The sequence below is a fragment of the Pantoea sp. USMM079 genome (genome assembly GCF_037153115.1).
Lineage (GTDB): Bacteria > Pseudomonadota > Gammaproteobacteria > Enterobacterales > Enterobacteriaceae > Pantoea > Pantoea communis.
Map to the genome: position 1 here is coordinate 362,779 of NZ_JBBCKX010000002.1, position 20,915 is coordinate 383,693.

Genomic DNA, 20,915 nt, shown 5'->3' on the forward strand with positions numbered 1-20,915 from the left:
CCGAACACTTAATCTCGCGAATGTGTTTCTCTGCGCGTACGCAGGCTGGGGGTATTGAGTTATCGCTGCCTGATGTTGAGATAAACGGACCGGGTGCGGTCCGCTTTGATAAAGGTATCTTAATTATCGGCGTGCTTTCCAGAACATTTAACTAAAATGCATGAAAAAGCGTTTCACTTGCCAGACTGCGGATAAGCAAGGGTTTTCAACCGAGCATTTGGCGGTCGCGAGACGATAATGCCAATCACGCCACCGACAATCAGTGCCACCGCGACCACCAGTAAACCTGAATGATAACTATGGGTCATGTCCTTGAGTTTTCCCAGTACGGGTGGCAATCCCAAACCGACAAATGAGAGGAAAAGTAAACTCATACCCACAAGCAATTTATCGCGCCACACCCCTGTATGGCGCGAATAAATGCGGCTTAATGCAACTGTTGTGCAATCGCGCTGTACATCAGAGCCGCTTCGAGTGGCTGCGCGCTGAAGGAGGGTTCAGCCTGAGGCCAGGTTGACCATTGTACGATGACCAGGTTTTCTGCACGGTTAACCATAATGATTTGCCCATAAATGCCCAGAGCCCAGAGTGAGTGCTTCAGCCCCTCTGCTGCAGTGGGCACGACATGTTGTGCATTGGCGGGGATAGCATTATTCCACCATTGATAACCGTAAATACCCTCCGGATGGGCCGCACTGACAGAGTCTTTTGCCTGTGTCCAGGTAGCTGCGTCATTCACCCAATTGTCAGGCAAGATTTGCTTACCATCGGGCAGGCGACCTTCGTTGAGGATAAATTCACCAAAGCGACCCCAATCTTCCAGCGTGGCGTTGAAACCATGAGCACCCACGTCATGCTTTCCTGATTGGTAAGCATGCCAGACGCCATCACTGGCCATGCCATTGGGTTGCCATAGGGTTTGCTGCAGGTAAGCCGCCAATGACATGCCAGTTGCCCGTTCCAGCACATCCCCCAACAACCATGCGCCACCGGAAGAGTAAGACCACTGTTCACCCGCAGGATGCGCGCGTTTCAGATGAGAGACGATATTACGCACACAGGCATAGGCGCCAGCTTGCGCTTCGCACTGGGTCAACTGCGCAAAGTCAGATTTCGGATTGGTGTAATCCTCATTCCATGCCACGCCGGAAGTGTGCTGGATGAGCTGTTTAAGGGTTACGCCATCCCATGCGGTTCCTTTCAGTTCGGGTTCATATACAGTGATGTTGTCATCCAGTGAATGAATTTTTCCCTGCTTGATGGCGATGCCCACCAGTGTAGACACCACCGATTTACCCACTGAGCGCGAGGTCCACAGGGTGGTGTCGGTATTACCTTCGGCAAAATATTTGTAGGCGACTTTGCCGTTTTTCAGCACCAGCATGCCCGCGACATTTTCACGTTTTAAGTAATCAGCGAGGTGATAGGTGTGGCCATTAACCTGATACTGCGCATCGACTAACAGGTTATTGGCACGCGCCAGTGGCTTCGCTTGCCCATGATGAAACACATCTCCCGCATAATTTCGGTAATCATTACGGAAACCGACTACTCGATCTTTTTGACTCCAGCTCAGCATCTGGTGAGGGTCAGGTAACTGATGATCAAAGGGTGCAGGGCAGGGCGTGAGTGCCACGCCATCGCACTCTGTCGCAGCAGTTGCATAGCTACTCACAGCTAATGAGAGAGAAAACAGCAGGGGTTTAATCACGGTGTGACGTTGCATGAAAAGTGCCTTTGTAGTGCAGTTAAGAGTGCGGCGAGTATAGAAATCTATGGGGCGAGGTTAAAATCACCCCATGGGGGAAATTCCCCCCAAATGTTAGACATAGGATTTCAGATGAATGCGCTGCGCTATTCCTTTTCACAAATTGAAGCCTTTGCGGCGATTGCAGAGTTCGGCACGGTTTCCCGTGCAGCAGAGAAACTGAGGAAAGATCGCACCACCGTGCGCGATCTCATCGATTACCTGGAGGATGCCCTTGGCTACTCGTTGTTTGAGCGTGAAGGGCGCAAATTGGTGCTGACATCCAGGGGGGAGCAGTTACATCGTCAGGCGCATTTGCTGGTACGTCAGGCACATGCATTTGAAGCTTTCGCGCAGACCTTGCCGGAGTCGCGCACGCAGCAAATCACGCTGGTGTATGACCCTTTTGTCCCGCAGTTATTTTTGCAGGCTTTCATCAGTGAGTGCAGCAGGGCGCAGGTGCAATTAAGTCTCTGGTGTGCTTCGCGTTTCGAAGCTGAGAGTGCCCTAAAATTGGGCAAGGCCGACCTGGCAATTTGTCAGGCAGTGAATCGTTCGTTAGGTAATGAGATGGAGTGGAGCGCGTTAGGTGCCATTGAACTGAACTTTTATGCGGCGACAGCATTGTTTAATCATCAAGCTTCACCTCTGACGTTGCTAAACCTCGCCCTGGAACCGCAATTGGTAATGCATGCGCATGCTGATGAACAAATCACGCACCGTCTGCAAATTTCGGGACAGTCACTGTTTGTGAACGAGCGAACCATGTTGCAGTCTCTGATGGAGCAGGGGCAAGGTTGGGGATTTCTACCAACGCATTTTCAGGCGCAGAAATGGCATCAGGTGCAAGTTTTGCCAACTGAGGTGGGGCATCAGGGACTCAATATCACTCTGGTGGCACTGTGGGCGCCGGGAGCGAGAAGGCACCAGGTCGTTAATGATGTAGTGCTTAAATTGCAACGGCTGTGGCAGCAGTACGGGGCATTCTCTTCCTGATAAGAGCCGTGAGTGGCGCTCCACGGCTCTGAGGATAGCATCAGGGCAGCGACTTAGCGGATTCTATAATTTCAACCGGCCCATGGTTATCGCAATGATCACCGTGTGGATGATGCAGATGCCCATCAACCAGGTAGTCCACATGGTCGCCATGCGGTACGGCTTCATGCCCACATCCGGGCCCATGAACATGTCCTGGTTCATGACCACTGCAATGGTGGTCTGGCGTGCATTGATCGGGATTGTGCGCATTCACCGGTAATACATGTTCATCAACATGATCTCCGTGTGGATGATGAAGATGGCCGTCGTGCAAGTAATCGATATGTCCTTCATGGCGAATCGCGGTATGACCACAGTGCGCACCATGTTGATGGTCATGATGTTGGTGATGCTGCTCTTTACAATCACTCATTTACTGACTCCATATCCAGAGATGTGGCGCAAATTGCGGTTGCCGGATCCTTGCCCGGCAACCCATAACTATAGATCAGTGCTTCCTTCATGAGAGACGTGCGGTAGTGTGAGCGAGGTTAAATTCCTATAAATACTCGCAGTAATCTTATGTATGCAAACTGGTATTACCTTCCCTGACTGACTACACCTTAAACGTCCTTGTTATCTCCTTAACGTCCTTTTCGCATCCTTGATGCGACCTTATTGACTTGTGTTGCTGCAGTGTCATGCGCAAGTCACATTTTTTACGCGTCAGGCACAAAGCGTCTGACTCATCACGGAGTGGATGATGAAAAAACGCAAATCCGCACTTTCCCTTGTCGCGATAGCGACCATAAGTACCCTGCTGGCAACACCTGACGCTGAGGCGTGGGACAGTTTAACGGTATTTGGCGATAGCCTGAGCGACGGTGGCAATGTTGGGCGTTTTACCGCCGACGGCGCGCAGCATCCGCTGTACGATGAAATTTTGGCTGCGCATCTGGGTGAAAATCTACAGCCTTCAGATTTGGGTGGCAGTAACTATGCCCAAGGTGGTGCTGTTGCGGTACCTGCTTTGGATCCTGATTTGAACACCCAGGACCAGCTGGCGACCTATCTGCAATCCACCGGTGGACGCGCTGACAGCAACGGCTTGTACATTCATTGGGTCGGTGCAAATGATATTGCCGCCGCCGTCACCAATCCGCTCACCGCACGTGAAACCATTAGCAACAGCGCAATTTCTGCGGCTTCCCAGGTCAAAACGCTACTGGATGCGGGCGCGGGAGCGGTCATCGTGCCCAATGTTCCGCAATTGGGGCTGACGCCCTACATGGTGCAGATCGTCTTGAGTACGTTTGGAACATCAGCCATGGTCGCGGCTTTTCAGTCGCTCGATAACGCTGCCACACCGGATGCTGCCGCCCGTCAACAGGCGGTGAAAGAGGCCTTTACAGCCGCCGCCGGACAAATTTCGGGCGACCCCACGGCGCGTGCAGTATTGGCTCAACAGCTTTACGACGCCTGGCAAGCACTCAGTACTCAGGTGACAGCCTTGTCCGATGGCTACAACCAGCAGGAAGAGGTCCAGTTGGCCGCGTTGAAGGGCAACATCGTTCGGGTAGATATCGCTGGACTGTTTAGTGAGGTGGTTGCGAACCCTGGACGTTATGGTTTGACCAACACCATCGGCATTGCCTGTCCGGTGGGCACCTCTGCAGATGAATGCCACTCCTCTGATGCGGGTTTTAGTAGCGCACAAGCGTATCTGTTTGCCGATCGCCTGCATCCCAGCCCGGCAGTGCACGCTATGCTGGCAGATTATATTCAATCGATTCTCGATGCTCCTGCACAGGTCGCGGCACTGTCGCAATCCACGCTGCTGATGGCGCGCGACATGCATAATACGCTGGATGGGCATTTGCAACAGCAGCGCCAGCAACCGGCCAGCGCGGGACAGTTCACGGTGTTTGGTGGCTACGCCGGGCAGCACGTTGATTATCAAGGTAATGACTGGAGCGACGGTGATGCAAACACCACTAATCTGACGTTGGGGATCGGCTATCAATTGACCGATAACTGGCAAACGGGTTTGTTGTTCTCAAACAGCAATCAGCGCATGGATCCCTCATCAAACTATGACTACAAGCTGCGCGGTAATCTGGTGGCGCTCTACAGTCAGCTCACCTTATTCGATCAAGGCTGGATCAACGCCGATCTCCATTATGCCGATCTCGATTTCGACAGTATCGAGCGTAACATCAACATCGGCCCTGCCACCCGGACTGAACAAGGCAACAGCAGCGGTAAATTACTGGGCATGCGGGTTCAAACCGGCTGGGATTTACCCTTGGGGAACCATATCACAACCGGCCCGGTAGTCAGCTATGCGTTGGATTATGGTCGCGTGGGTGGCTATGAGGAAAATGGCAATAGCAGCACCTCGATGCGTTTCTCTGATCAAACGCTTCACTCACAGATCGGTTCAATTGGCTGGCGCGTCGATAGCCGACAGTGGGTGGTCAATCCGTGGGCTCAGGTCAGTTATAACCATCAGTTTGGTGACACGGATTCAACCGTACGTGCTGGTTTGAAATCCACCCAGACCTCGTTTGAGCGCACGGTTGAAGCGGGTGATAAAAACTGGCTGGATTTGGCGGTCGGAGCTAACGTGCCATTAGGCGATACGGTCAATGCCTTTGCTGGCGTGTCCACCGTCGCCAGTAACAGCGATTACCATCAGGTGACCTGGAATGTCGGGGTAAACGCGACGTTTTGATCTGCTGCGCCAGCAAGAAAGCCTTTGCTGGCGCAAGGGTTTCTTTACTGTTGTTTCACTGATAAGCGAATGAATCAGTAAGTGGCTTAAGGTATCAACTTAGAATCTTGCCCAGAAAATAATGTTTTTGCTACCGACTCAAGCCATAAATGGACTGCGATTATTCTGTAAAATTCGGCGTTGCCGTTACGCTTTACTCCATCAATCATCATCTTGATTCGTCACCTGTTCTTGTCTGCTATGGAATTCCTCTGATTAAGCTGGTCCGCATCAACATATTAACTATCAGCTACTTATACTCCATGGGTGCAGTTATTTTCTCTTAATATTTAAGGGGTCCACCATGGTAAGTACGTCCAATAACACCTCGCCGCAAAATGCCGTCAACGCCGCAACGGGTACCGTTGTGCAGTTAAAAACCATTGATGAATTACGTGCTACTGAACCGACATCCGCCGGGGAAATCGCTTCGGTGCTGGAGTACACCAAAGGCAGCAAAATGGGCGGAGGGGTGTTTGTTTATGACTCCACCGACACCACCAGTGAAGACGATGGTGGGATTGTTTTTATCACTGCCGGCAAAAAGCGCTGGAAGCGTGTCATACAGGACTACAGCACTGTCACGGTGCTGGATTTTGGTGCGATTGCCGATGGCAAGACCGATTGTATTACGGCTGTAAGGCGCATGTTTACCTGGTCGCAGCGCGTGCTGCCCGCAGCCGGCATCCGCTTTACGGCCGGGGTGTTTTGCATGTCAACTTTCGACATCTCAGATAAAGAGATCAACCGTTTTAAAGTCTCGGGTGCCAATGTCAATTTTGGCTACTTTCCGACAACCACGTTGGTTTTCAATTGGGAGACCCAGCCACGAGGACTCCATTTTTTCAAAGTGAATGCGCGCTATGCAGAGATTTCGGGCATTGTGGTGAAAGGCATGAGCTCTAATAACGGCGGAGACGGCGGTACCGCATTTAATAAAGTCGGTTTTTACGCCAACATTATTACTGGCGGGCAGTTTCTGCGCGTGAGCAGTATGGAGTTTCGCTATCTGGGCGGACGAGCACTGGATCTGATCGATACGCTGGATTGTAAGATTGATCAGTTTTATTCAAGAGGCTGTCAGGACAGCATTGTGTATGCGCGCTGGTCCGATCGTGCAGCCGGTGCCTGGGACCACAGCACGGCCATTGAATTATCCAACTTCAATTTGCAAGAAAATACCCTAAAGCCGGTGTTGGATTTACCGCGCTGCACCCAATCCTTTATTCGTAATGGCTGGATTGAACATTCAGAATTCGCCGGAGATTTAACTAATGGTCAGTGGGTGATAGAGGGGTTGGCCATTGAATCAACGACTAATCCGTTAAAATTGGGCTATTGCCGCGCGTTGATCATTCAGAAAAGTATTCATAATCAAAGCGCCGGGTTTGATTACAGTACCGCAGGTATCGAACCCTGGTCACTGCTGGCGGAGGGTGACCGCGGAGTCATGGAAATATCGGATTGGGGTGCCATCATTCAGGGCTCGCTAAACTACGATTATATTACCTCGCAACACCATATGGATAACCGTAGCGATAAAGAGAAATGGTTCTACATTGGCGAATTTAATTTCTCCGATGAAGGGACTCAGATACACGTGCGTGTGGTGGGGACATCGCAAATATTATCGCAAAGCGCCACGCAAACTCAGTACTCTGGACGAACGCCAGAAGGAGTTGCCAATATTTACCTTCAAGCGCGCAACGATGCCAATACCATTGGCAGTTGGTATGGCGAAGGTTCCTGCCCGGTGACGAAAGTGCACATTGAAGGCGGTGCCACCCGTACGAAGCTCTACGTTAAATTGGCGCAATACACCGGTTTTGCTACCGCGCAGGTGGAAACGAACGGCAAGGATCGGTATAAAGCGGGATTGTGTTTCATCTTCCGTAAAAGCTATACCGCCTGTTCAGATGCTGATGCGAAAAAACTGGACGCCGCACCTGTGGTGGCTTTCGAACAACACTGGATTGGCAATGAAAAAGTGGGGATAGGCTACAACAACGATAAAGAGTTGCTGTTGAACGGGACGCTTATTCTGGGTAAGCCCGAAGAGTACGAGTCAGGCAAATGGCGTACCCGGCGTTATTTGAAAGTTCGGGTTAATGGTGATGAATGGAGCATTCCATTAAATAGTGCAACAGAACCCTATATTTAACGCGATTTGTTTAAAAGAAAAATAAAGCTGACCATAGGATGATCAGCTTTTATCATTTAATTCAGGGAATCAATTCACGCCCTGGATATGCACGTCCGGTAGCGTTTCACGCACTTCCCAGCCTCGTAGCTTCCCGGGATTTAATAAATTATGCGGATCGCAGGCGCGTTTCATCGCGACTACATCGGCGCGGACCATGCCTTGTTTGCCATCTTCAATATGAATCACATGCGGATTATTTATTTTAATACCCTGGCTGCGGTAAATATCCATAATCTCATTTAAGCGCTCCTCCGTGCTGTAACGCACTAGCGGCAATCCACTGCAGGTGAGTGTGCCGTTCATATCACGCAGAAACTCAATATGAGACATCACTTCACTCGATAATTGTGATTCCATCATCAGCGCCTGCTGGTGGTAATTTTCAGCCGCATACGCAGTTTGCAGATAGGTCAGGGATTTATCGATTTTGAGCGCCTGCAACGTGGTGTGGTTCCAGCAATATTCAATCAGTGAATGACCGCTGTTTTCACCCTCTGCATAGCGCAGGGCATTGTGTCCCGCATGCTGCGCCAGTATTGCGGGCAACAGGACATCACTTTCGCAGCCCACCACTGAAATCACGCCGTGCATGCCGCTGATTTCGGCATCGGACAAATCGCTGAAGTAATCCATCACTTGTGCAGCAAACACCGCTATCTGGCGTTTCACCAGACCCGGTGAACGCGCCAGCGCATCGGCGAAAGCCATCGCAGCAGCGAAAGTGGTGAAGGTATCAAGACGCTCAACCCAGTCGTGGCGCGAGGCCAGCGCCAGTTCGATCTCCAGCACAATGCCATTGCTCCCATAAGCATGATGCAGCAGCAGCGCATCCGGTGCCTGCAAGCTGATGATGCGTGGCGTTTCCTCCATGGTCATCATGCGCACTGACAGCACGTTGCCCGGCGCGGCTAACGGCCCGTAATTGACCGATCCTACACCGCCAAATCCTCCACCAAACAATCCACCCAGCGTAGCCAGTTTCCATGTGGACGGCATGCAGCGTAACTCCCAGCCATGCGGGCGAGTATAGGTTTCCAAATCCCCAAGACGAATGCCTGCCTGTGCTCGCACCGTGCCTCTGCCCATCGCCGTGACGGCATTGAGCCGCGTCATATCCACCATCACACCGCCATCCAGTGGGATCAGTTGTCCGTAGTTACCGGTGCCACCTCCGCGCAAATTAAGCGGTACGCGGGCTTTGGCGCAGGCGGCGACGACCGCAGCGAGTTCGGTCTCATCGCGCGGGCGCACCGCCAGTTCCGCAAATTTCTCCTCCAACTGCGGCTTCAGCACCGGACTGAACCAGTGGAAATCACGTGACAGACGTTTAACCTTGGGTGCTTCTTTAATCCAGTCAAGTTCAGGCAACGCCGCGACCAGCGCCGCCAGTGCAGACTGGCGATCGGAATCAGACATGTGGACATCCTATGCATATTTTGGGGAGGGCGGCCTGAAGGCCGCGCCTGATGTAAATCAGAGCGATGTGCAACGGCAATCATCAGCCGCCACGTCGATTAACCAGGACTCAACTCGCTCTCGTGCCAGGCGGCCAGCACCCGACGTGTCAGCCACGACATCAAGGCGAACAACAGGAATCCAGCCAGAGAGATCAGCAGCAATGCGGCAAACATCAGCGGAATATTAAGCTGATAACCGGCCTGCAGAATCTGGTAAGCCAGCCCGGTATCGGTGCCACCGGTGCCCGCGACAAACTCTGCCACCACGGCACCAATCAACGACAAACCGCTGGAGATGCGTAATGCGCCGAAGAAGTAGGGCAGCGCCGAAGGAATGCGCAGACGCAGCAGAATTTGCATGCGTGATGCATGGTTGAGTTTGAAATAGCTCAACAAACCGGGCGAAACGCTTCGTAAGCCCTGCGTGGTGTTAGAAATGATCGGGAACACTGCCATCAGTGTGGCGCACACCACCAACGACAGCGTGGTGTCTTTGACCCAGATGATGATCAACGGTGCAATGGCGACAATCGGCGTGACTTGCAGAAAAACGATATAGGGAAACAACGCCGTTTCAATAAAGCGGTTCTGCACCAGCAGAAAGGCAATGATTGAGCCGATGACAATCGCAACCACAAAGGAGATCACGGTGATCTTCAGGGTATAGAGCAAAGACATGAACAACGTTGGAAAGTTTTGCACCAGACTTTGCGCGACCACCATCGGTGAAGGTACCAGAAAGGTCGGCACCTTAAAGGTGGTCACCAGAAATTGCCATAACAGCAGCATGACAACCGCGACAATCGCCGGGAATAGCCACTGCTGGAATTTTAAACTGGCGGAGAGTGGTTTCATTATTTGCTCTCCTGACTGGCTGCCAGCAAGCCACGTTGTAACTGTTGCGCATAATGCGTGAACGGCTGGCTGACGCGGAATTCATCGTCGCGCGGCTGAGTGGTTTCAATGCGAATGTCATCCACCACGCGCCCTGGACGTGCCGCCATCATGATCACCCTTTGCGAAAGGAACACCGCTTCCTGAATCGAGTGAGTCACGAACACCACGGTGAGTTTCTGTTCCTGCCACAAATCTAGCAGGTCACTGTCGAGTTTGTTGCGCGTAATCTCATCCAGCGCACCAAAGGGTTCATCCATTAACAGCACTTTGGGGCGCGTAACCAGACCGCGCGCAATCGACACGCGCATCTGCATGCCGCCCGAAAGCTCGCGCGGCAGAACGTGACCAAACTGGCCCAGTCCCACCAGTTCGAGAATCTCTTGCACACGCGTATCCGCTTCAGCGCGTGGCACGTTGGCTAAATCCAGCGGCAGGCGCACATTTTTATGCACTGTGCTCCACGGCATCAGCGTGGCTTCCTGGAAAACGAAAGAGAGCGGAAGATCACGCTGATTTTCACGACGATCGCGGCGGAATAGCATCAGCTTGCCGTCTGTCGGATCAATCAACCCAGCGATCATTTTCAAAAGGGTACTTTTGCCACAGCCGGAGGGCCCCAGCAGCGAGACAAATTCACCCTGACGAATGGTGAGATCCACGGGCAGCAGTGCACGCGTGCCATTGGGGTAAATCTTCTCCGCTGAAAGCACCTCAATCGCTGGGGGTGCCGCAGGCAGCGGCACCGGTTGCGCATCAGCATTTCTCAGCGTTAATTTGCTGGCGGTGTTCATGGCATGACCTTGACGTCTTTAATGAACTGCAAGGTATAGCTACCTTCAAACGGGACTTTAGCCGGATCGATTAGCTTGTTGTCCACCAGCAGCTGCCAGGTCTGTTTGAGACGTGGTTCGGTAATAATGCCAATCCCTCCGGTTTGCGCATCACCGCCGGTCACCATCTGGTATTTCTTCATCTGGGCGATACCAAAGGCAATCTGTTGATCGCTCATCTGCGGGTTTTCTTTCTTGATCAGCACATTGCCTGCGCTGGGATCCTGCAGATAATTTTTCCAGCCTTGCATCGAGGCTTTAACGAACGCGGCAACAGCTTGTGGGCGCTTCTCGATGGTCGATTTCATGCAAACAATGCTGTTGCCGTACGGTGGATAGCCCCAGTCACTGATTGGATAGACGTTGGCCTGGGCATTGGCTTTCTGCACCGCAAACGGCTCGGAGGTGATATACCCTTGCTGCACCAGCGTTTTATCCGCAAGGAACGGCTGAATACTGAAGGTGTATGGACGCACGCGGGCATTTTTCAGGTTCAGCGCGCTTTGTGCCCATGGCCAGTAAGAGGTATAGGCTTCTGCAGCGAGCAGGAAGGTTTTGCCCTGCAGATCGGCTTTATCTTTCACATCGGGATGGGTGAGAAATGCGATGGCTGAATGCTGGAAGGTGGTGGCGACGGGCACGGCTTCAACCCCTTGCTGCCACGATTCCAGCGCTTGCATATTATCGCTGATGATACAGTCCGCCTGACCCGCCGCCATCAACTGCATGGTGTGCACCTGTGGGCCGCCCATTTTGATCGTGACGTCCAGGCCAGCGTCTTTATACAGATTCTGTGCCTGCGCCTGATAGAAGCCGCCATGTTCCGCCTGGGCATACCAGTTGGTCATAAAGGTAAAGGGTTCAGCCGCCATGATCTGGGCCGACAGCGCCAGTGAAAGTGCGGCTACCATGCTCATTTTTTTCATCATCGTCGATCCCCGTTTAGCGCGGTTGTAATAGTGATGCAGCGTCGTTGTGATCTAATACCTTGCCCTGCCATTGGCCTGTGCCCCACGCCGGTTCGGCGCGTGTCACCCAGACCATCTGGTGCACTTCAGTGATCACCTGCGCCCAGCTTTCGGCGAGAGAATCAAGAATGGCCGCGCCTTGCTCAGGGGTGGAAGGCAACGGATCGCCAATCACACCGCTTGGACCAAAATCATAAGAAGCCCACGCCGCCATCGGCTTATTAGTTGAAAGCGTCGGGCAGGGGAATTCAGGCGGATAATTCGCCACCGCTTTGCTCATCTGGACGGTATCGGGTGCCAGCGCCAGCATCAGTGCGGTTTCGGCGTGTCCGGCGTGCATCGCCATTTGCCGTTCTTTGTCATCCATAAAGCTTTCGGCGCAGTTCGGGACTTTGAAGGTGTCCTGCATAATGATGATCATATCGCCATGACGCAGGCGCAGTTCGCGCGCCGCCATTTGCAATGGCTGTGGTTGGCCGCCATGACCATTTACCATTAAAAACTTACGAAAACCGGCTCGATACAGTGACTCGCCGATTTCCAAAATAGTGTGCAGCAAGGTTTCACCGGTTAGCGTTAGCGTGCCGGGAAAGTGCAGGTGCTCATCGGATTTGCCATAAGTGATGGGCGGAATAGCGTAAGCCGGTATCGCGGCCGGTAAACGCGCCATCGCGTGACCGACCACGCCAGAGGAAATCACGCTGTCCACCGCGCACGGCAGATGCGGACCGTGCTGTTCAATAGCACCGGTTGGCAGCACAATTACCGTGTTGGCTTTATCGTCCAGCGAGGCAATGTCAGTCCAGCTCAGATACGGCAAAAAGCGGTTTGCCGGGATGTAACCATGCAACATACAGATTCCTCGTGTTATTGCGGCAACCACGCCGTGGCTTCAACTTCGATTAAAACGTCCGGACTCGGCAGCATTTCACTGACTTGCACCACGGTGGAGACCGGCGGTTCATCGGGGAAAAACTGCTTTCGCACCCGACTGTAATGGGGAAAATGATCGAGATTGCGGAAGTACTGCACCAGCTTAAATACATCGCTCATCTGGCCGCCGGCGCTTTCAATGGTGGTGCGGATACTTTCCAGTACGTACCAGCTCTGTGCCAGAATCGGACCTTCTTTAATATCCGTCGAAAATTCACCGGTACGTCCAAGTAATCGTTGAGCAGCTTCCGGGATATCGCCGTAACCGCGCACGATGGTGGCAGTCTGCGGGTTCACCGGAATAATGCCGGAGAGAAAGATAAAGTCGCCCACGCGTCGCCACGCGGCATATTTTGCCAGCGGTTTTCCCGCTCCCTCATCAAGCGCCATTGCTCTCGTCTCCATAACGCACACCCTGTTTTAACCGATAGCGCTGACGCTGACGCAACGGCCAGCTGGCGACGTCGGCCTGCGGAAAGATCACTAAATCGTTTTGCTTGAATGCCTGCGGATGGCAGATAAGTTGGGAAGCTTCATCGAATGCAGCGCCCAGTTGCAGGCTTAACAGGCCGCTGAACAACGTATCCAGCGGGTCGTAACTGCCTACGGGGCAAAAGGCGTCCTGCACGTTGTCCGCGCCCAGCAGCACGGGAATGCCTCGCGCGCTCGCCTCTTTCACCAGCGTTAATCCACGCTGGCGCGGCGTGCGGCCGGGTACCGCGTCTTGCAGCAATAAATTGGTCATAGGCAGGGCGATCAGCGTCACACGCTGCTGGGATAGCTGGTCGAGTATCTGCAACGCATCGTCCTGTTGCGTCAGCGCGCAGCTATGGCTGCAGGTGATATTTCCACTAAAAGGGTGATGCTCCAGATAGTTCGCGAGCCAGCGCATACCTTGCGCATCCGCATTCAGCTCTTCATCAATGTGCAGGTCAATATCCAACTGCCACTGCTCGGCAGCCTGCATCAAATGGGTAAAGGCTTGCGCATCCCAGTTGCTGCTGTGAATAAATCCGCCCAGCAGTGCACTTGGCCCGCTCACGGCAACCTGTGCCGCAATGTGTTGGGCATCTGCGGCATTGGTGAAGAAACTGAGGGGCGCCAGCGCCACACGTTCAATTCGGCACAGTGGATGATCGAGATCGCCGATGACCTGCCAGGCGAGCGGTGCATCGGGAGTAAACCAGTCAATATGGGTGCGCAACTGGCTAACGCCACTTTCCGCTGCCCAGTCTAATGCCCGCCGGGCGCGTTGCAGCAGATCGTCATGGCTCCAGTGCTCGCGGTCCTGATGCATTGCGGTAATAGCGGCCAGCAAGCCCGGTTGCAGTGCCGGACTGCGCTGAATGGTGAAGGTTTTATCCAGATGCGCATGGGGTTCGATGAACGCGGGCAGCACCAAAGCGCCATGCAGCGATAAATAGTCGTGATGCGCACCCTGTTGAGGCTCGCATTGCAGACCTTCAGAGGAGAAATGCAAGGTGGCGAACTGTGGCGCACCGTTATGCATCGGCCAGTTGTCGGCTAATAGCCAGCGGGGTAATCGTGCCCCGGTTACACCTGTGTAGACTTTCATAAATCCAGCACCAGGACGGACGAGTGCGCGCGTGAACAGCACAGCACGATGCAATCATTGGCCGCGCGCTCTTTTTGGCTTAACACCTCATCACGGTGGTCCGGTTCACCTGACAACACGCCGGTAATACAGGCTCCACACATGCCTTGTTCACAAGAGAGTTCAATTTCCACGCCCGCACTTTCCAATACTTCAGCGATGCTTTGCGCCTGGCCGACGGTGAAACGAGCCCCAGAGGAGGCGATCTCAATTTCAAAGCTGTCGCCTGCAAGGTGTGGGGCCATGTCCGGTTTGAACCGCTCACTGTACATCTGCTCACTGCGCCAGCCATATTCCAGCGCCAGGCTTTGCAGGTGGGACATAAAACCCGCTGGGCCACAGGCCACCAATGCACCCTTTTCCGGTGTACCCAGCTCTGCAGGGTGATGAGTGCGAAGACTGTCACCCTCATCACTGTAATGGATCACCACGCGGTCGCCGAGAAGTGCCAAACGTGGAGCAAAAGCCAGCTCATCCTGCCGCTTTAGATAAAGGTGCAGCACAAAATCAGCCTTCTGCACAGCTAGCGCTTCCGCCATCACTAACAGCGGTGTTAAGCCGATGCCTGCCGCAAAAAGCAGGGTGCGCGGGGCATGTGGCAATGGGAAATGATTACGAGGAGCCGAAATGGTCAGCACATCGCCGATGTGCAACTGATGATGCAGCCACTGCGAACCGCCTTTAGAAGCGGGATCGAGGCGTACACAAATTTCATAATGCGCTGCGTGAGCAGTCGAGCAAAGCGAGTATTGGCGAGTACCGCCGATGGGCAGATGCACATCGATATGTGCGCCCGGCGTAAAATGCGGGAGCGTCTGGTCGTTAGCACTGCCCAGCGTGAGTAATACGTTGCCAGCACCGTTTGACTGCTTTGCGATGACGGTGACAGCCAGGTGTGTTGATTTCATAATCAGCCTGTCTGAACAGAGATGTCACAGCGCTAAAGCCGCGCATACCCTTGTTTTTATCCTGGCTGCGATTATTATTTTGCCATCGTGTAAGCGTCCATCTGTTTAATTCGCATGATGTGTTGCAAAAAAGAGAGCACCCACTATGTTCGCCTTCTCCCGTTTTTTACTGTATTTCACCGAAGTGGCGCGCCAGGGTTCACTGCGCAAGGCTTCGGAGGTGTTGCACGTTTCAGCCTCATCCATTGATCGACAGATCCTTCGCGTTGAGGAGCAGTTGGATATGCCGCTGTTTGAACGCCATCCATCAGGATTACGTATGACGGCAGCGGGAGAGATTTTGCTCAATGCGGCGAAAAACTGGCAGCGGGAGTTTGGTCGGGTTTGTACCCAGCTGGATGATTTGCGCGGGCTCCGCCACGGGCATGTGCATATCGCCACTATTGATGCGATAAATCGCGGCTTTTTTTCATCAATCCTGCAACGGATTCGCGAAGAGTACCCCGGCATTTCCTTCACACTCACCACCATGAGCAATATCCATATTGCCAATGCGCTAACCGCCGGAGATGCAGATTTCGGCATCATGTTGAACCCGCAAAGTTCGCGTGAGCTGTTGGTAAAGTCCTTTGCTGATTTACGGCTTGGAATTGTGGTGAGCAGTCAACATCCGCTGGCAAATCTGGAATCTATCCGCTTCAGCCACTGTGAATCCTGGCCGTTTATCGTTCCTGCCGCGCCCCTGATGTTGGCCGATCCGCTGGAAGCGCTGGTAAACAGTTCCGGTATTCGCCTGAATGAAGTTGGCCGAACCAATAACATTCATATGCTGCGCTCGCTGGTCCGTGATGGGGTAGGCATCAGTTTGATGTGCTGGCTGGATATTGTTGACGAGTATCGCCGGGGAGAATTGAAGTTCATTCCGCTAATCGACACGGTATTGAAACCCTTCACGTTGTCGTTGTGTGTGGCGCCACAGCGTCAATTGTCGATTGCCGCATCGATGATGCTGCGCGAGTTGGAATCGTTTTTTGCATTGATGCAGAGCGAAGAGGCTTTGGCGGGAGTTGAACAGTCGCGCTGACGTTGATTACATCCTGGAAACAAGAAGCCCCAGCTTGGCTGGGGCATTGATTCTTGCGCTTCATGTCTTGGATCTGGCACCGTACGAGTCGGGAGAAGAACGTCAGACTAGCTACAAATGGAATTCTAATCGCATAAATTAAAGATTGCAATATCGCCGAATAGACATCAGCGGTATAACGTCTTCCACGATATGGAAATTGGATAAAGCATCACATGCCTAAAAATTTTGATTTTACCGATATGGTAAAGCTAACCTCTTCTGCTCGCCTATCAAGCTATCGTTCCACATTTACTATTGCTGATGATGCGGAGTTATTTGGTCTGTATAGCTGGAATCTTGAATTGTCAGGTGCTTTTTGTAGTCTGATACAATTGATTGAAGTCGCTTTACGTAATGCCATAAACGAAGCAGGTAAGAAATATATTACAACTGAACATAATGTACATTGGTTTAACGTCATCCCCTACAGTTTGAGTTGTGAGATAAACTCTGATGTTAAATGTGATGGTAAAGATAAACTGGTTAAGTCTGCTAAAGTTAAAAGTTTTGAGAGTGGCATAGTAAAAGCTGAAAGAAACGCACGGAAGATGCTGCAGAAAAAATTAGGCAAAGATACATTCGCCACCCCGACCCTGGATCAGATTATTTCTCAGACTGATTTCAGTGTATGGGAGCATATTCTTGATAAGAGTTTTTATGATGGCGATGCCAGTAAGGGATATCTTTGGCCAAAGGGTTTCGCCACTGCGTTCAAGAAAATGCCGATGGTAACAGGTAAAAACAGGCAGTTTAAACAACGTGATATTATTCGTCGTAGAGTGGAAGCCGTCAGGGTATTAAGAAATCGCGTAGCGCATAACGAACCAATCTGGAAAGATGCCTGTTTTATTGATCGATCTTCAGTAATACGTTGTCTGGAAGAGAAAATTGCGGATATCGTTGAGTTAGCGTATTGGATATCACCCGTTTTGCATGCTTTTATCAGAGACGGAGCATTAGTGCAAAGGCTAAAATCGATTGTGTGTGCGTATGAAATGAATAACGCAATGTACCTGAATTTAAGTTCTAATATTGACAGTATGGAAACGTTAATTCAGGTGTTGCAAGAGTGCCACGTATATAACAGAAGAATAATGATTCAGAATGAAAATATCAAAGCTCTGGTCTGTGCGAATAAAAATCGGTTTTATTAATCAATGTTAGAGCACTACATCGTTAACAACGCCGAGAGAGCAGAAACTCCCGGCGTTGTTTTGAAACTTAACTTCCCCAACGGCTGCGTAAATAATTCACCGCCTGCTGAGTTTGCGGTTGGTTAAGGTAGTTTTCGCGGAACAGAATAGTGCCGTTAATTTGTGGCACAGAGTCATTAAGGTCGAGCTGTTTTTTCAGTTCCGGCACACCACCATTAATGGTCCAGTCTGGCTCCATTTTGGAGATTTCACCGACTTTATAAAGCGCTACACCGATATAGAGCCGGGTGTGCGTGGGTTTGACTACATTGGCCCACCAGTTCGCGAGCACATCATAACGTGCAGCCTGGCGTGAAAATGGCCAGTAGATCTGTGGCGCGATGTAATCTAACAGGCCCATCTGCACCCATTTGCGTGTATCGGCGTAAGCTTCGTCGTAGGCCGCCGCGCCGCGCGTGTCTGATCCCGCAGGATCGTGTGACAGGTTGCGCCAAACGCCGGCAGGGCTGACGCCGAATTCGACATGCGGTTTTAACTGCTTAATGGTGCGGGACACTTGTTCAATCAGCTGCTGGGTATTGTGACGACGCCAGTCCGCTTTTGAGGCATATCCCTGACCATACTGGCGGAAGGTGGTGCTGTCATTCAGCGTTGAGCCGGGCGATTCCGCATAGAAATAGTCATCAAACTGCACGCCATCGATATCATAATTTGCAACCACCTCCGCCACGATGCTGGTAATCCAGTCGCGGGCATCAGGAATGCCTGGGTCCAGCACAAAGCGATCACCTGCGGTGCGGATCCAGTCACGATGGAGCACAAAAACGCTGGCTGGATGCAGGGAGAGTGTGTTGTTGAGTTCTGCCACCGTCGAGGGTTTCACGTTGGTGGAAACGCGATAAGGGTTAAACCACGCATGCACTTTGATACCGCGTTTGTGTGCTTCATCCAGCATAAACTGCAGCGGATCGTAACCGGGATCTTCCCCAATCTTTCCGGTCATCATATCTGACCAGGGTAAGATTTTAGAACGCCACAGTGCCGTGCCGTCAGGTTTCACCTGGAAGAAGACGGTATTAATACCGAGACTTTTGAGTTTATCCAGCTTATCGGTCAGCGCCTTTTGTTGCTGGCTGATGCGATTTGCCGGGCAGGCATTCACTGAGGCTATGGGTGGCCAGTCAAGGCGCGACACCGTGGTGAGCCACACACCACGCACCGGTTCTGCGCTGGCAACGGGCTGAACAGGATGTGGTTTCGGTGTCACTGTCGGGAACGGGGTGACCAGTGATTTAGGCGGCTCGGAACTGCAGCTGGCTAAAAGCAGCGCAGCCAATAGCGTGGCCATTTTTTTCACGGTAGCTATACGGGGGAAACGCGCGGAACAGGCTATGATAAACTCCATTTTTTTCAATTTACTGTTCGAAGAGCCTCATTCTCTTCTCATCAGCCTTAAAGTCAATAAGAGCCCTCGGTAACGTTGTTATGCCATCCATGACGAACGCTGCCCACGGGAACTCACCAAAAACAGGAATACACTGCCATGACCTATGAAGACCTTTACCGCCGCATCGCGATGATTGTTTTCAGCTGTGGACCGCAAGGTGCACGCGAATTAATCGTAAAAGCTGAACTGTTTGCCGATGACGAGGGCGGTGAATACCAGTTCGATTATCTGGATGAAAACGGCGAGCCAGACTGGTTTGAACCGGATGCACAGGCAATTGGTGATTTAACTGAAGCATTGAAAGATTTCCAACACTACTTCGTTGAGCACGATATGACCGAAGGCAAGCCGGTGTGGAATAAATGCGTTGTGGTGATTAACGTGCCGGAAGAGTCGATCAGTATCGATGTGCAATATGAGTAAGGCTTCCGGGCCTCCCAGCCCGGAAATTTCTGGCATTATGATCGCACTGCCACTAACGCCTCGCGCTCACGCAAAGCGCGCTTACGATGCACGATGCGGCTGGTGATCAACACCGCCAACGTGAGTAGACCGGTGGCAATGATCTCAGAGCGATGCGCCGGCATAAACAGCATTGAGACCAACACTCCCACGATGAACACCATGGTTGCCCAGGTTAAGCCTGGGAACAGCCACATGCGATAACTTAAGATCTCACCCCGTGCCTCGCGCTTTTTGCGCAACACCAGATGCGAGGCCGCTATCACCAGGTAAACCAGTAACGCAATCGCGCCGGAACTGGCTAGCAGGAACTCAAATACCGCTGCGGGTGCCAGATAATTGGCGATCACCGCGAGAAATGCAGCGGCAGTTGAGGCGATGACTGCAACCCAGGGCGTACCGCTGCGCGTGGTTTTTGATGCAGCGGCGGGTGCATCCTGACGACGGGAAAGCGAGTAAAGCATACGTGAAGCTGTATAAAGCGCAGAGTTAAGACAGCTGCACACCGCGATCAACACCACTACATCGACGATTTGCCGTGCGTAAGGAATATTCATCATCTCCATCGCCGTTTGATACGAACCGGCTTTCATCAGCGATGGGGTATTCCACGGCACCAGCGCGATAACAATGAAGATCGACAGCAAATAAAACAGCGCAATACGCCAGATCACGGAGTTGGTGGCCTGCGTTATCTGCTTTTTCGGTTCACGTGATTCCGCTGCCGCGATGGTGACGATTTCCGTTCCCATAAAGGAGAACATGGTGGTCAGAATGGCAGCCAGTACGGCACCGATGCCGTTTGGCATAAACCCGTGCGTGTCATAGAGATGGGAAATGCCTTGTGTGCTGCTACCGGGCATCAGGCCGAATATCGCCAGGCTGCCGACAATCAGGAAGGCGACAATGGCGACCACTTTCAGCAGCGCAAACCAGAATTCGAACTCACCGTAATTCTTCACGCTGAACAGGTTGCTGACCGTCAGAAACGTGGTGATCGCCAGGGTATATTCCCACACGGCAATCTGCGGGAACCAACTGTGCAATATCGTGCCTGCGGCATTGGCTTCAAGCGGAATGACCAGCACCCAAAACCACCAGTAGAGCCAGCCAATGGTAAATCCGGCCCAGCGTCCCAGTGATTTATCTGCATAGGTGGAGAAAGAGCCGGAGTCCGGTGAGGCAACGGCCATTTCCGCTAACATGCGCATAATCAGCACCACCAGCGCACCGGCTGCGATGTAGGCCAGTAACACGGCGGGGCCTGCTTCGGCGATAGCATGACCGGAACCGACAAACAGTCCGGCACCTATCACACCGGCAATGGATAACATGCGGACATGACGCGGCTTTAAGCCTTGCGCAAGCGCATCGGCATTCTGTGAACTCATTGTTTTCTCCAGATTGTCTCTCGGGC

Annotated in this window: 19 protein-coding genes and 1 pseudogene; 7 read left to right on the top strand and 13 right to left on the bottom strand. The window is 52.3% G+C overall.

From position 1 onward, the window contains the following. Nucleotides 1-173: 173 nt before the first annotated feature. A pseudogene (locus WFP70_RS06240) lies at nucleotides 174-356 on the bottom strand (MFS transporter); the annotation flags it as partial. Between the two features lie 71 nt (nucleotides 357-427). Beyond that, complete coding sequence (locus WFP70_RS06245) at nucleotides 428-1,726, bottom strand: serine hydrolase domain-containing protein (protein WP_337022978.1); 1,299 nt, start codon at nucleotides 1,724-1,726, stop codon at nucleotides 428-430. A 114-nt stretch (nucleotides 1,727-1,840) separates the two neighbouring features. On the opposite strand from WFP70_RS06245, the gene WFP70_RS06250 reads away from it, so the two are divergent. Beyond that, nucleotides 1,841-2,743, top strand: coding sequence for a LysR family transcriptional regulator (locus WFP70_RS06250; RefSeq protein WP_337023043.1), 903 nt, complete (start codon nucleotides 1,841-1,843; stop codon nucleotides 2,741-2,743). Between the two features lie 63 nt (nucleotides 2,744-2,806). Here the strand turns inward: WFP70_RS06250 and WFP70_RS06255 are convergent, their stop codons facing one another. Then, nucleotides 2,807-2,995, bottom strand: a complete 189-nt coding sequence (locus tag WFP70_RS06255) for a hypothetical protein (RefSeq protein ID WP_202404561.1) — start codon at nucleotides 2,993-2,995, stop codon at nucleotides 2,807-2,809. A gap of 36 nt (nucleotides 2,996-3,031) precedes the next feature. Here WFP70_RS06255 and WFP70_RS06260 point away from each other — a divergent pair, with 36 nt between their 5' ends. From WFP70_RS06260 to WFP70_RS06270, 3 genes are all read left to right on the top strand, one after another. After that, complete coding sequence (locus WFP70_RS06260) at nucleotides 3,032-3,226, top strand: hypothetical protein (protein WP_313375965.1); 195 nt, start codon at nucleotides 3,032-3,034, stop codon at nucleotides 3,224-3,226. A 262-nt stretch (nucleotides 3,227-3,488) separates the two neighbouring features. Beyond that, nucleotides 3,489-5,459, top strand: a complete 1,971-nt coding sequence (locus WFP70_RS06265) for an autotransporter outer membrane beta-barrel domain-containing protein (protein ID WP_337022979.1) — start codon at nucleotides 3,489-3,491, stop codon at nucleotides 5,457-5,459. A gap of 406 nt (nucleotides 5,460-5,865) precedes the next feature. Further along, entirely contained in the window at nucleotides 5,866-7,659 is a 1,794-nt protein-coding gene (locus WFP70_RS06270; RefSeq protein WP_337022980.1) for a hypothetical protein, read from the top strand. A 69-nt stretch (nucleotides 7,660-7,728) separates the two neighbouring features. Here the strand turns inward: WFP70_RS06270 and WFP70_RS06275 are convergent, their stop codons facing one another. The 8 genes from WFP70_RS06275 to WFP70_RS06310 all read right to left on the bottom strand — a co-directional run bounded on the left by WFP70_RS06275 (nucleotide 7,729) and on the right by WFP70_RS06310 (nucleotide 15,309). After that, the gene (locus WFP70_RS06275; protein WP_337022981.1) at nucleotides 7,729-9,117 is read right to left on the bottom strand and encodes an FAD-binding oxidoreductase; all 1,389 of its coding nucleotides are present in this window, start codon (nucleotides 9,115-9,117) and stop codon (nucleotides 7,729-7,731) included. A gap of 98 nt (nucleotides 9,118-9,215) precedes the next feature. Next, the gene (locus tag WFP70_RS06280) at nucleotides 9,216-10,013 is read right to left on the bottom strand and encodes an ABC transporter permease (protein ID WP_337022982.1); all 798 of its coding nucleotides are present in this window, start codon (nucleotides 10,011-10,013) and stop codon (nucleotides 9,216-9,218) included. After that, nucleotides 10,013-10,846, bottom strand: coding sequence for an ABC transporter ATP-binding protein (locus WFP70_RS06285; protein WP_337022983.1), 834 nt, complete (start codon nucleotides 10,844-10,846; stop codon nucleotides 10,013-10,015). The genes WFP70_RS06280 and WFP70_RS06285 overlap by 1 nt, the downstream gene beginning before the upstream one ends. Further along, complete coding sequence (locus WFP70_RS06290) at nucleotides 10,843-11,814, bottom strand: ABC transporter substrate-binding protein (RefSeq protein ID WP_182058709.1); 972 nt, start codon at nucleotides 11,812-11,814, stop codon at nucleotides 10,843-10,845. The genes WFP70_RS06285 and WFP70_RS06290 overlap by 4 nt, the downstream gene beginning before the upstream one ends. Before the next feature lie 13 nt (nucleotides 11,815-11,827). Further along, nucleotides 11,828-12,706: a creatininase family protein gene (locus tag WFP70_RS06295; RefSeq protein WP_337022984.1), complete on the bottom strand. Its 879-nt coding sequence runs from the start codon at nucleotides 12,704-12,706 to the stop codon at nucleotides 11,828-11,830. 14 nt (nucleotides 12,707-12,720) lie between these two features. Then, complete coding sequence (locus tag WFP70_RS06300) at nucleotides 12,721-13,176, bottom strand: RidA family protein (RefSeq protein ID WP_337023044.1); 456 nt, start codon at nucleotides 13,174-13,176, stop codon at nucleotides 12,721-12,723. Continuing rightward, nucleotides 13,166-14,362, bottom strand: a complete 1,197-nt coding sequence (locus tag WFP70_RS06305) for an amidohydrolase family protein (protein WP_337022985.1) — start codon at nucleotides 14,360-14,362, stop codon at nucleotides 13,166-13,168. The genes WFP70_RS06300 and WFP70_RS06305 overlap by 11 nt, the downstream gene beginning before the upstream one ends. Further along, complete coding sequence (locus WFP70_RS06310) at nucleotides 14,359-15,309, bottom strand: PDR/VanB family oxidoreductase (RefSeq protein WP_337022986.1); 951 nt, start codon at nucleotides 15,307-15,309, stop codon at nucleotides 14,359-14,361. The genes WFP70_RS06305 and WFP70_RS06310 overlap by 4 nt, the downstream gene beginning before the upstream one ends. A 145-nt stretch (nucleotides 15,310-15,454) precedes the next feature. Here WFP70_RS06310 and WFP70_RS06315 point away from each other — a divergent pair, with 145 nt between their 5' ends. Together WFP70_RS06315 and WFP70_RS06320 are read left to right on the top strand one after the other, a co-directional pair. Further along, nucleotides 15,455-16,393 carry a LysR family transcriptional regulator gene (locus WFP70_RS06315; RefSeq protein ID WP_160867642.1) on the top strand — a complete coding sequence of 313 codons (939 nt, stop codon included), beginning with the start codon at nucleotides 15,455-15,457 and terminating at the stop codon, nucleotides 16,391-16,393. A gap of 215 nt (nucleotides 16,394-16,608) precedes the next feature. Continuing rightward, nucleotides 16,609-17,589 carry an Abi family protein gene (locus WFP70_RS06320; RefSeq protein ID WP_337022987.1) on the top strand — a complete coding sequence of 327 codons (981 nt, stop codon included), beginning with the start codon at nucleotides 16,609-16,611 and terminating at the stop codon, nucleotides 17,587-17,589. Nucleotides 17,590-17,656: 67 nt separating this feature from the next. Here the strand turns inward: WFP70_RS06320 and WFP70_RS06325 are convergent, their stop codons facing one another. After that, nucleotides 17,657-18,994 (bottom strand): glycoside hydrolase family 10 protein, encoded by a 1,338-nt coding sequence (locus tag WFP70_RS06325; RefSeq protein WP_337022988.1) that lies wholly within the window; start codon nucleotides 18,992-18,994, stop codon nucleotides 17,657-17,659. A gap of 138 nt (nucleotides 18,995-19,132) precedes the next feature. Here WFP70_RS06325 and WFP70_RS06330 point away from each other — a divergent pair, with 138 nt between their 5' ends. Beyond that, entirely contained in the window at nucleotides 19,133-19,459 is a 327-nt protein-coding gene (locus WFP70_RS06330) for a hypothetical protein (protein ID WP_045815361.1), read from the top strand. Between the two features lie 35 nt (nucleotides 19,460-19,494). On the opposite strand, the gene gabP is transcribed toward WFP70_RS06330, so the two are convergent. Further along, on the bottom strand, nucleotides 19,495-20,889 hold the full coding sequence (gabP, locus tag WFP70_RS06335; protein WP_034829828.1) for a GABA permease: 1,395 nt from the start codon (nucleotides 20,887-20,889) through the stop codon (nucleotides 19,495-19,497). Nucleotides 20,890-20,915: the final 26 nt, after the last annotated feature.

Bases quoted from the DNA above. Each gene is read 5' to 3' on its own strand.
- WFP70_RS06330 (WP_045815361.1), top strand. From the start codon at position 19,133: ATGACCTATGAAGACCTTTACCGCCGCATCGCGATGATTGTTTTCAGC.
- WFP70_RS06280 (WP_337022982.1), bottom strand. From the start codon at position 10,013: ATGAAACCACTCTCCGCCAGTTTAAAATTCCAGCAGTGGCTATTCCCG.
- WFP70_RS06245 (WP_337022978.1), bottom strand. From the start codon at position 1,726: ATGCAACGTCACACCGTGATTAAACCCCTGCTGTTTTCTCTCTCATTA.
- WFP70_RS06325 (WP_337022988.1), bottom strand. From the start codon at position 18,994: ATGGAGTTTATCATAGCCTGTTCCGCGCGTTTCCCCCGTATAGCTACC.
- WFP70_RS06295 (WP_337022984.1), bottom strand. From the start codon at position 12,706: ATGTTGCATGGTTACATCCCGGCAAACCGCTTTTTGCCGTATCTGAGC.
- WFP70_RS06315 (WP_160867642.1), top strand. From the start codon at position 15,455: ATGTTCGCCTTCTCCCGTTTTTTACTGTATTTCACCGAAGTGGCGCGC.
- WFP70_RS06300 (WP_337023044.1), bottom strand. From the start codon at position 13,176: ATGGCGCTTGATGAGGGAGCGGGAAAACCGCTGGCAAAATATGCCGCG.
- WFP70_RS06275 (WP_337022981.1), bottom strand. From the start codon at position 9,117: ATGTCTGATTCCGATCGCCAGTCTGCACTGGCGGCGCTGGTCGCGGCG.
- WFP70_RS06285 (WP_337022983.1), bottom strand. From the start codon at position 10,846: ATGAACACCGCCAGCAAATTAACGCTGAGAAATGCTGATGCGCAACCG.
- WFP70_RS06255 (WP_202404561.1), bottom strand. From the start codon at position 2,995: ATGCGCACAATCCCGATCAATGCACGCCAGACCACCATTGCAGTGGTC.
- gabP (WP_034829828.1), bottom strand. From the start codon at position 20,889: ATGAGTTCACAGAATGCCGATGCGCTTGCGCAAGGCTTAAAGCCGCGT.
- WFP70_RS06320 (WP_337022987.1), top strand. From the start codon at position 16,609: ATGCCTAAAAATTTTGATTTTACCGATATGGTAAAGCTAACCTCTTCT.
- WFP70_RS06265 (WP_337022979.1), top strand. From the start codon at position 3,489: ATGAAAAAACGCAAATCCGCACTTTCCCTTGTCGCGATAGCGACCATA.
- WFP70_RS06310 (WP_337022986.1), bottom strand. From the start codon at position 15,309: ATGAAATCAACACACCTGGCTGTCACCGTCATCGCAAAGCAGTCAAAC.
- WFP70_RS06250 (WP_337023043.1), top strand. From the start codon at position 1,841: ATGAATGCGCTGCGCTATTCCTTTTCACAAATTGAAGCCTTTGCGGCG.
- WFP70_RS06290 (WP_182058709.1), bottom strand. From the start codon at position 11,814: ATGATGAAAAAAATGAGCATGGTAGCCGCACTTTCACTGGCGCTGTCG.
- WFP70_RS06305 (WP_337022985.1), bottom strand. From the start codon at position 14,362: ATGAAAGTCTACACAGGTGTAACCGGGGCACGATTACCCCGCTGGCTA.